10 protein-coding genes, 1 tRNA gene and 1 pseudogene are annotated in these 8351 nt (G+C 52.4%); 2 read left to right on the forward strand and 10 right to left on the reverse strand.

Annotation, left to right across the window (positions count from 1 at the left end; translation table 11 throughout):
* From AC2FC2_RS26430 to rutA, 4 genes are all read right to left on the reverse strand, one after another.
* A partial coding sequence (locus tag AC2FC2_RS26430; RefSeq protein WP_490660155.1) for an alpha/beta fold hydrolase occupies positions 1–293 on the reverse strand: 293 nt, incomplete at its 3' end.
* Positions 294–317: 24 nt separating this feature from the next.
* Positions 318–704 carry a pyrimidine utilization protein C gene (rutC, locus tag AC2FC2_RS26435; RefSeq protein ID WP_209632658.1) on the reverse strand — a complete coding sequence of 129 codons (387 nt, stop codon included), beginning with the start codon at positions 702–704 and terminating at the stop codon, positions 318–320.
* Positions 705–752: 48 nt separating this feature from the next.
* Positions 753–1499 (reverse strand): pyrimidine utilization protein B, encoded by a 747-nt coding sequence (rutB, locus tag AC2FC2_RS26440; RefSeq protein ID WP_490660160.1) that lies wholly within the window; start codon positions 1497–1499, stop codon positions 753–755.
* Positions 1499–2599 carry a pyrimidine utilization protein A gene (gene rutA, locus AC2FC2_RS26445; RefSeq protein WP_209632659.1) on the reverse strand — a complete coding sequence of 367 codons (1101 nt, stop codon included), beginning with the start codon at positions 2597–2599 and terminating at the stop codon, positions 1499–1501. The genes rutB and rutA overlap by 1 nt, the downstream gene beginning before the upstream one ends.
* A 326-nt stretch (positions 2600–2925) precedes the next feature.
* On the opposite strand from rutA, the gene rutR reads away from it, so the two are divergent.
* On the forward strand, positions 2926–3564 hold the full coding sequence (gene rutR / locus AC2FC2_RS26450) for an HTH-type transcriptional regulator RutR (RefSeq protein ID WP_490660156.1): 639 nt from the start codon (positions 2926–2928) through the stop codon (positions 3562–3564).
* Positions 3565–3614: 50 nt separating this feature from the next.
* On the opposite strand, the gene cycA is transcribed toward rutR, so the two are convergent.
* A complete protein-coding gene (gene cycA, locus AC2FC2_RS26455) occupies positions 3615–5015 on the reverse strand; it encodes a D-serine/D-alanine/glycine transporter (RefSeq protein ID WP_209632661.1) in 1401 nt (466 codons plus the stop codon).
* Positions 5016–5364: 349 nt separating this feature from the next.
* Here cycA and AC2FC2_RS26460 point away from each other — a divergent pair.
* A tRNA-Lys gene (locus AC2FC2_RS26460) sits at positions 5365–5440 on the forward strand.
* A gap of 15 nt (positions 5441–5455) precedes the next feature.
* Here the strand turns inward: AC2FC2_RS26460 and AC2FC2_RS26465 are convergent.
* The 5 genes and pseudogenes from AC2FC2_RS26465 to AC2FC2_RS26485 all read right to left on the reverse strand — a co-directional run.
* Positions 5456–6619, reverse strand: coding sequence for a site-specific integrase (locus AC2FC2_RS26465; RefSeq protein WP_490660157.1), 1164 nt, complete (start codon positions 6617–6619; stop codon positions 5456–5458).
* A gap of 89 nt (positions 6620–6708) precedes the next feature.
* Positions 6709–6843 (reverse strand): annotated as a pseudogene (locus tag AC2FC2_RS26470) (helix-turn-helix domain-containing protein); the annotation flags it as partial.
* A gap of 157 nt (positions 6844–7000) precedes the next feature.
* Positions 7001–7666: an MT-A70 family methyltransferase gene (locus AC2FC2_RS26475; protein WP_490660158.1), complete on the reverse strand. Its 666-nt coding sequence runs from the start codon at positions 7664–7666 to the stop codon at positions 7001–7003.
* 4 nt (positions 7667–7670) lie between these two features.
* On the reverse strand, positions 7671–8186 hold the full coding sequence (locus tag AC2FC2_RS26480; RefSeq protein ID WP_490660159.1) for an HNH endonuclease: 516 nt from the start codon (positions 8184–8186) through the stop codon (positions 7671–7673).
* Positions 8183–8351, reverse strand: a 169-nt coding sequence (locus AC2FC2_RS26485) for an ANR family transcriptional regulator (protein ID WP_490660161.1), incomplete at its 5' end; no start/stop codon positions are given. The genes AC2FC2_RS26480 and AC2FC2_RS26485, both read right to left, overlap by 4 nt.

Raw genomic sequence — 8351 nt, forward strand, 5'->3', positions numbered from 1 at the left:
GCTACTTGCAGGCCAATCATGCCGCCAAGCGCATGGCCGACGAAACAACAGCGTTCGATGCTGAGGGTGCGCAGCAACTGCGCGACTTCATCGGCCATGTCGGCCATGCTGTAACCTTCCGGTACCTTTCCTCGACTGCTGGCGGTGCCGAAGTGGTCGTAAACCATCACCTGGAAATGCTGGCTCAGCATGTCAATCTGTGGGTGCCAGAAGCTGCCTGCGCCGCCCAGCCCGGCGGAAAGGACCAGCGTTGGGGCCAGTGGTGTGCCTTTGCCTAAAATTTCAAAGTACATGCTCGCTCCTCTGCGGGTAATGGTTCAACGGCCGATATGGGCGACGGTGGCGATCTCAATCAGTGCGTCCGGCTTCACGAGTCCGCACTGAATGCAGTAGCGAGCCGGTTTGTCACCGGGGAAGTACTCGGCATACACCTGATTGATGGCGGCATAGTTTTGCCAGTCGGTGAGGAATATCGAGTTAAAGGTCACATCGTCCATAGTGCCACCGGCGGTTTCGATCACGGTCTTAATGGTCTCCAGCACGTGCCGGGTTTGCCCCGCGGCATCACCGACATGCACCACATTATTTTCTTTATCGAACGCCAGCGTCCCTGAGACGTAAACCACGCCGTCAGCCAGTGTACCGGGGACAAACGGCGCGAGTGGCTTGCCGGTGCCCGGCGGTGTAATGATTGTTTTTGGCATTGTCGTGCTCCTGGTGAATGATGTTGTTCGCCTTGAGGCAGGCAAAACTCATGCCGTTTGGCTGAGCGGGGTGGAAAGTGCATCACAGAAGCTGTCGACGTCCGATACCCAACCGAAGAAGGTCTCGATGTTGTACAGCGCGGCTTGCTGAGCAAATAGTGGCCCGGCTTGGTGAGTGGCGTCGGCGAGCACAATGCCGAAGTACTCGAGGAAAAAGCCGTCGCGCAGCGTAGATTCCACACAGACGTTGGTAGCGATGCCGGTAAACACCAAATGATGAATGCCATATGAGCGCAGCAGGCTGTCGAGCTGCGTATTGAAGAAGCCGCTGTAACGGGGTTTCGGGATCACAATATCGCCTGGCTGGGGTTGCAGTTCATCCACCAGTTCGTAATCCCAGTCGCCCTTCGCCAACAGCTTACCCATCAGTTCTGGGCGTTTGCGCATGGTCTTCAGTGCGTTGGATTTATGCCAGTTTGGCGACCCCTGACCGCCAGCTTCGACATACTGGTTGTCCCAGCCGTTTTGGAAGAAGATCACTTTGACGCCTGCGGCGCGTGCGCTGCTGATCGCACGTTTGATGTTGGCGATCACCGGGGCGGTGGCAGAGACATCAAAACCGGCGAGGTCCAGATAACCGCCTGGCGAGGCGTAGGCATTTTGCATATCAACCACGATCAACGCCGTTTCCTGCGGCGCAAAGGCGATGGCCTCCGGGCGGGCGGGCAGGGTTACTGTGTCCCCAGCCTGTGGTATCTGACGGCGTACTACGGGTTGGCTCTCGACAATTTTCATCATGCCACCTCACGGTTTGTGGCGGTTTGTGGGCAAACGTCGGCGCGGCTTTTCATCAGCGGCTGGATCCGCTCGCCGAAGTCTTCCACCCCTTTGATGAAGTCATCGAAGGTCAGCAGCACGCCTTCGGTACCGGGTACGGTAGCGATGTCATCCATCATGCGTGCTACGTTGGCGTAGGAACCGACCAGCGTACCCATATTGATGTTAACGGCAGAGGTCGGGTCCGCCATTTGGCGCACGTTAGTGTCGGCCCCGGAGGTGGTGTCTTTGCCGCTTTGCTCGGTCAGCCAGGCCAGGGCCTCGGTATCGGCTCCTGCTTTATAGCTTTCCCATTTGGCTCGGGCGGCCTCGTCGGTTTCATCGGCAATAATCATAAACAGCACGTAGCAGGCCACGTTGCGACCTTCGCTGTCGGCGGCGATTTTCAAGCGTGCCGCGGTCGGCGCAAAGGCGGTGGGCGTGTTGACGCCCTTGCCAAAGCAGAAGTTGTAATCGGCATATTTGGCTGAGAAGGCCATGCCCGCATCGCTTTGTCCGGCGCAGATCACCTTGATGTCCGCCTGCGGCTGCGGGCTGACGCGGCAGTCGTCCATTTGGAAGAACTCACCTTTGAAGTCGGATTTACCAGTCCCCCACAGGTCGCGCAGCACATTGACGTACTCCGCCAGATAATCGTAGCGACGGCCAAAGTAATCGTCGCCCGGCCACATGCCCATTTGCTCGTATTCCGGTTTTTGCCACCCGGTCACCACATTAAGGCCAAAGCGCCCGTTTGAGATGGAATCAATGGTGGAGGCCATACGGGCGACGATCGCGGGTGGCATGGTCAGGGTAGCGGCTGTCGCGTAGATCTTGATGCGAGAGGTGACGGCGGCCAACCCGGCCATCAGTGTGAAAGACTCCAGATTGTGATCCCAAAACTCGGTTTTGCCGCCGAAGCCGCGCAGTTTTATCATCGACAAGGCGAAATCGAAGTTGTAGTGCTCGGCCTTCTGCACGATGGTTTTATTGAGTTCAAACGTGGGTTTGTACTGTGGTGCATTGCTGGAAATCAGCCAGCCGTTGTTGCCGATCGGAATAAATACGCCAATTTTCATTTGAACACCTCGGGTCTGCGAATAGGGCGGTACGCACGTTGCCTGAATTGGTTCCTTCGGGCTGCGTGGGATACGACAGTTATTGCAAACGCAGTGCCAGTTTTAAAAATGTCTTGTTTATCAATGCATTGTTTTAAAACGAAGTTGCCTGGTTGAGCAAATGGTCTAAAACAGACCATTTGGTAAAAATGAAGTGCACAAAAAATAGGCGCAGCTGCCCGTTAAAGGTGCAAAAAATCACTCGGAAGGGGTAGTCGGCAAAGGCGTAGGTTTCATTGGGTGGCTTTGTTATGCTGGCTTGAATCAGCTTGCTTTAAGGAGCCGTAGTGAAGCCACAAGCCGCTAAATCGCCCACGCGCCGCTCACGTGCGGTGGCCGCAAAACGCAGCACCATTATGGATGCTGCGCTGGAGTTTTTCTCACTGTACGGCATTCACGGTACTAGCCTGGACCAGGTGGCGGAGCGTGCCGAAGTATCTAAAACCAACTTGTTGTATTACTTCCCTTCTAAAGAAGAGCTGTATGTGGCGGTGTTGAAAGGCATTCTTGAGGTATGGCTGGCGCCGTTGAAGGCGTTACGGGCCGATCAGGAACCCCTGCAGGCTATTGGCGAATATATCCGATTGAAACTTGAAGTGTCCCGCCATCACCCGCAGGCGTCACGGCTTTTTTGCCTGGAGATGATCCAAGGGGCGCCGCTGCTAAAACAGGAACTGCAAGGGGGGCTGAAGGCGCTGGTGGACGAGAAGTCTGCCATGATTGAGCGCTGGATTGCCGAGGGGCATATCGCGGCGGTAGATCCACACCACCTGATCTTCATGCTGTGGGCAACCACCCAACACTATGCCGATTTTTGGGTACAGGTAGAAGCCGTGACCGGCAAGACCTTAGAGGATGAGGCATTTTTTCTACAGACGGTGGAAAACGTGCAGAGAGTGATTATCGATGGGATCCGGCCGCGCTAAGCGCCAGCGGAGGGGGGTAGGGGGACAGTGAACCGTCCCCCTGGAGAGGATTAAGCCACTTTTTTCTTGCGCAAGAACACGTAGGACAGACCGAGTACCACGAACCACAGTGGCGTGACGATCAGCGCCTGACGGGTGTCATCACGCAGCGTCAGCAGTACCAGTACAAAGGCGAAGAACGCCATACACACCCAGCACATCAGTTTGCCGGCCGGCATCTTGTAGATCGATTTCTGGTGCAGCGCTGGGCGTTGCTTACGATAAACCAGATACGAACACAGAATAATGGTCCATACAAACATAAACAGGATCGCCGAAACCGTGGTAACCAGCGTGAATACCGTCATCACGTTCGGGATCAGGTAAATCAGCACCACGCCACCCAGCAGGCAGATACACGAGAAGGTCAGGCCGTTAGCCGGTACCGCTCTTTTGGACAAATTAGCAAACGACTTAGGTGCATCGCCTTCCTGCGCCAGACCGAACAACATGCGGCTGGTAGAGAACACCCCGCTGTTGGCGGAAGAGGCCGCGGAGGTCAAGACCACAAAGTTGATTACGCTGGCGGCCGCAGGCAGGCCAATCAGTACGAACAGCTCAACGAACGGGCTCTTGTCGGCAACCACTGAGCTCCATGGTGTGACCGACATAATCACGATCAGCGCGAACACGTAGAACATGATGATACGGATTGGAATTGAGTTGATGGCGCGTGGCAGCACTTTTTCAGGATCTTTGGTTTCAGCCGCAGTCGTCCCGACCAGTTCGATGCCGACAAAGGCGAATACCGCGATCTGGAACCCAGCGAAGAAGCCACTGATGCCTTTCGGGAACATGCCACCGTCATTCCACAGGTGCGAGAACGATGCGACGGTACCGGTAGGCGACTGGAACTGCATGGCGATCATGACAAGTCCGGCAACGATCAGCCCAACAATGGCGACGATTTTGATCATCGCAAACCAGAACTCCATCTCACCAAACATCTTCACCGTTGCCAGATTCAGGCCCAGCAACAGCAAGATGCACAGCAACGAAGCGATCCACTGTGACAGTTCGGGGAACCAGAATTGCGCATAGGCGGTTATTGCCACGACGTCTGCAATACCGGTGACGACCCAGCAGAACCAGTAGGTCCAACCGGTGAAGAAACCAGCCCAAGGGCCGAGCAAATCGGCGGCGAAATCGCTGAAGGACTTGTATTCCAGATTGGAGAGCAGCAGCTCGCCCATGGCTCGCATCACGAAGAACAGCATAAAGCCGATAATCATGTACACGAAGATGATAGAAGGCCCGGCCAGACTGATGGTTTTGCCGGACCCCATAAACAGGCCTGTACCGATAGCGCCACCAATGGCAATCAGTTGAATATGTCGGTTAGTTAGGTTTCGCCGTAGATGATCTTCTGATTCTGGCGGTGCCTCTGCGGCTATTTTAGATTGATCTACCATCTTATGATGTCCTGTTTTACCTGTCATGAGTGAAATTGCGAGCTCTGAAGTGGCTCTTTTTTATACGATTATCCGGTTTTCCCGGCTTTAGTAAGGTAGTGCAATAACGCCACCTTTGTGCAACATGTTTACAACATTTATGCGAGGGATAAAAGTCGATTGTTCTTTACACTGCGGAGGCAAATCGGACGTCTTGGGGGCGGAAGATTACTCTGGCTCGTAGCAGATTAATAGCCCTAATGTGGCTTATCTCATTGATAAAACAAGAGGTTAAAAATATCGCATGAAAAAAACTAATGAGTGTAAGCGTTTGACATTCGGGGTGTGGAGGCGAATAATTTAACCCGTTGGGTCGTTAGCTCAGGTGGTAGAGCAGTTGACTCTTAATCAATTGGTCACAGGTTCGAACCCTGTACGACCCACCATTTAAAATCATATGCTTAGCTGTTATTTGTCCCGTCCAGATTTTCGTGATGGGACAAAATTGGGACACACTCCGCAAAAATTACATCAATCTGACGGGAATGTTCAGTTAAGTGATCTGGCGCAAGGTGGGCATACCTACGCACCATTTCTATCGACTCCCAACCCCCCATTTCCTGCAAAATTGATAATGGTACTCCTGACTGAATTAACCAGCTGGCCCATGTGTGTCTCAGGTCATGAAATCGGAAATTTTCTATACCTGCGCGTTTTTTCGCCAGACGCCAAGCTGTATTCGAATCAACGCGCATTTTCCTCATCGCTGGTGCCACGGTTCCATCAGATCGAGTCTTGGGTTCAGTGTGGACAAATACCCATTTGCTATGGCGACCAATCTGGTCACGAAGAACCTTGCATGCTGTATCGTTCAGGGCAACGCCAATTGCCCTGGTCGATTTGCTTTGCTCTGGGTGTATCCAGGTTACCTTCCTTTGCATGTCGATCTGCGACCACTCCAGGTCGAGAATATTCGAACGCCGTAACCCAGTAGCCAGCGCAAATTTAACAACTGACTTCAACGGCTCTGGACACTCGTCTATTAGACGTTGTGCTTCATGAGGTTCCAGCCATCTAATCCGCCGATTCTTCGGTTGGGGGATCTTGATGATTGGAGCTCTGTCTAACCATTTCCATTCTCGCTCTGCGGCTCTCAGAAGAGACTTCATAAAAGCCAGGTAAGCAGCCTTGGTAGCAACAGAAACAGGCTTGTGTTTGAACTCTGGCGCTTCCTTGCCTTGTTTAGCTAAAGCCTCGGCGCTTCTGCGCCAGTTTTCATGGTGCACACGGTTTGTCATTTTACTCACGGTCGAATAAATCTTCGCTTCCGTGATATTCTTCAATTTCACACCTTCAAAATAATTCAGCCAGAAGCCGATTAGCACCTTGTCCGTGTCAATCGACTTCTTGTCTGCTTTTTCCTCAAGCCAGCGCAAGCAGGCTTCCTCGAACGTCACATCCGGCATTTCCCCCAGACGATTTATTCTCCAAAGTTCTGCTTTTCGCTTGTCGTGCAACTCCTGTGCTTGGCGCTTGTCCGTTGTGCCAAGGCTTTCCTTAATACGCTGGCCGCCCGGTTGCGAGTAACTCGCGTACCAGGTTTCACCTCTACGGAAGATAGACATGGTGTTTCCTCTGTCGCATCAGCCGCACTCACGGGCACAGTGTGGATCGGAATATTGAGTGCGGCAATACATGCATTTCTGGTTATGAGGTAGGGGGATTTCGGTTTGGTTGGATCTTTGCGGGTGGCTGATAGCCTTCCTGAGCGAATCCACGCAGTTAATGTTGGCGCGGAAACTCCCAGGAAAGCGCAAGCCTCATCCCTCGTAAGGCTGTATTTGTCCATCTTTGCCTCTGCTATTTTCCCTCGCGAACTCTATGAACTTCACAGCAAAGGCGCAGCCATGCCGGTGGATGCTTAGGCCAATAGGGCGCGATTTTCACTGAGTGTTTGTCGAGTAGCTGTCGAAGGGTGAAATTGTTGGTGGGGGAGTCGAAATCTCTTAGAAGCTCTCGGGCTGTGCTACGGAGAAGGTTTTTCTGAACGCTGCGGGAATCAGCGTCAGGTTGTTTACTGGGCATTCATTCCCCCAATGATCCCAGCCTGGCGCATCGCCGCGGCTGAACAGTTCGATTCTGGATACGTCACCATAAAGCCGCTCAAGACGGTGCCTGACTTCCCATGGTTTTTGGCTATGTTCACCAAGACAACTAAAGACAACCTGCTTTATCGATGCACTGGCACGCTCAATGCCCTGTCCGCGAACTGCGATCAGCACATCCTCCGAGTTGGCCCGCGTATAGTTGCCGCCGTTCATCCGTGTTTCAGCGTTGAGCATGTCGAGTAGGTCGGTAAAGTCGAAGATGGTTTGTTGCTCCAGCGCTTTATTGAAACGCAGTTCGGCTTGCTGATTGAGCTTCACCCATGTGAAAGCTTTCATCGTTCGCACACTAAAGCCCCATGCTTCAGCGAGTGCGATCGCCTCCTGGCTATGGTTGCCGGTGTACCAAAGAGCTAGGACTGAATTCTCTTCTGCGATAGACCAAACCGGCAGTCTCTTCAGGTCAGAGGTTGCCATTGTTCCATAATGGTTTTCTGCGGCTCCGTTAGAAGATTTATTTCCGTATTGCCATGGAGGATCAGCATAAATAAGTTGATATTTTGACATGTTTTCACCATCCAAATTTGCCGTGATGTTCTTCTGCGGCTTTTCTATAAGCCTCTGCAGCCAGTTCAGGATGTTCGAAAAAACCAAGGAACATTCGTTTCCCTTTAGATGTAATTTCTGCCGACCATTTCTTGCTCTTTTTATTCCAGGAAACACCCTTAAACCCGCTGGAGTTATCATTCCTAACGCTTCGGTTCATGCTATTTTCGCTAGGTGTTGCCTTGCGTATGAATTTGGCTCTATTGTCGTCTCTATCATGAAACTGGTGATCAATTTCACTGTCTGGCCATACTCCGTGACAGTAGAACCAGGCAAGTCTATGCGCCTTATAGTTCATGCCATTGACCTTGATATGCCGATAGCCATCCTTGCAAACTGAACCGGCGACTTGACCAGCCTTTGCTTTTGAAGAACGGTTCTTCAGCCATGTAAATTCACCAGATTTTGGATCGTAATTAAGCAGGTTTTTGAGGACTTTAAGAGAAAGAGATTCCTCTTTTTTAGTGTTAACTTTGCTCATTGAGAATTACCCCAGTTGCGCGATGCGGCGTTGACACAAAAATCGATACGTATTTGTACCCATGCAACATCGACTGCGCGAGCTACTCCGAATGCTTTAAGCCAAATACTGGCCGCGTCGGCATAATGGGCACGGCGTTCCGCCTCAGCGGCCTGGTGCGCTAAG

This window comes from Serratia sp. CoH_122_TC_1, assembly GCF_058191755.1.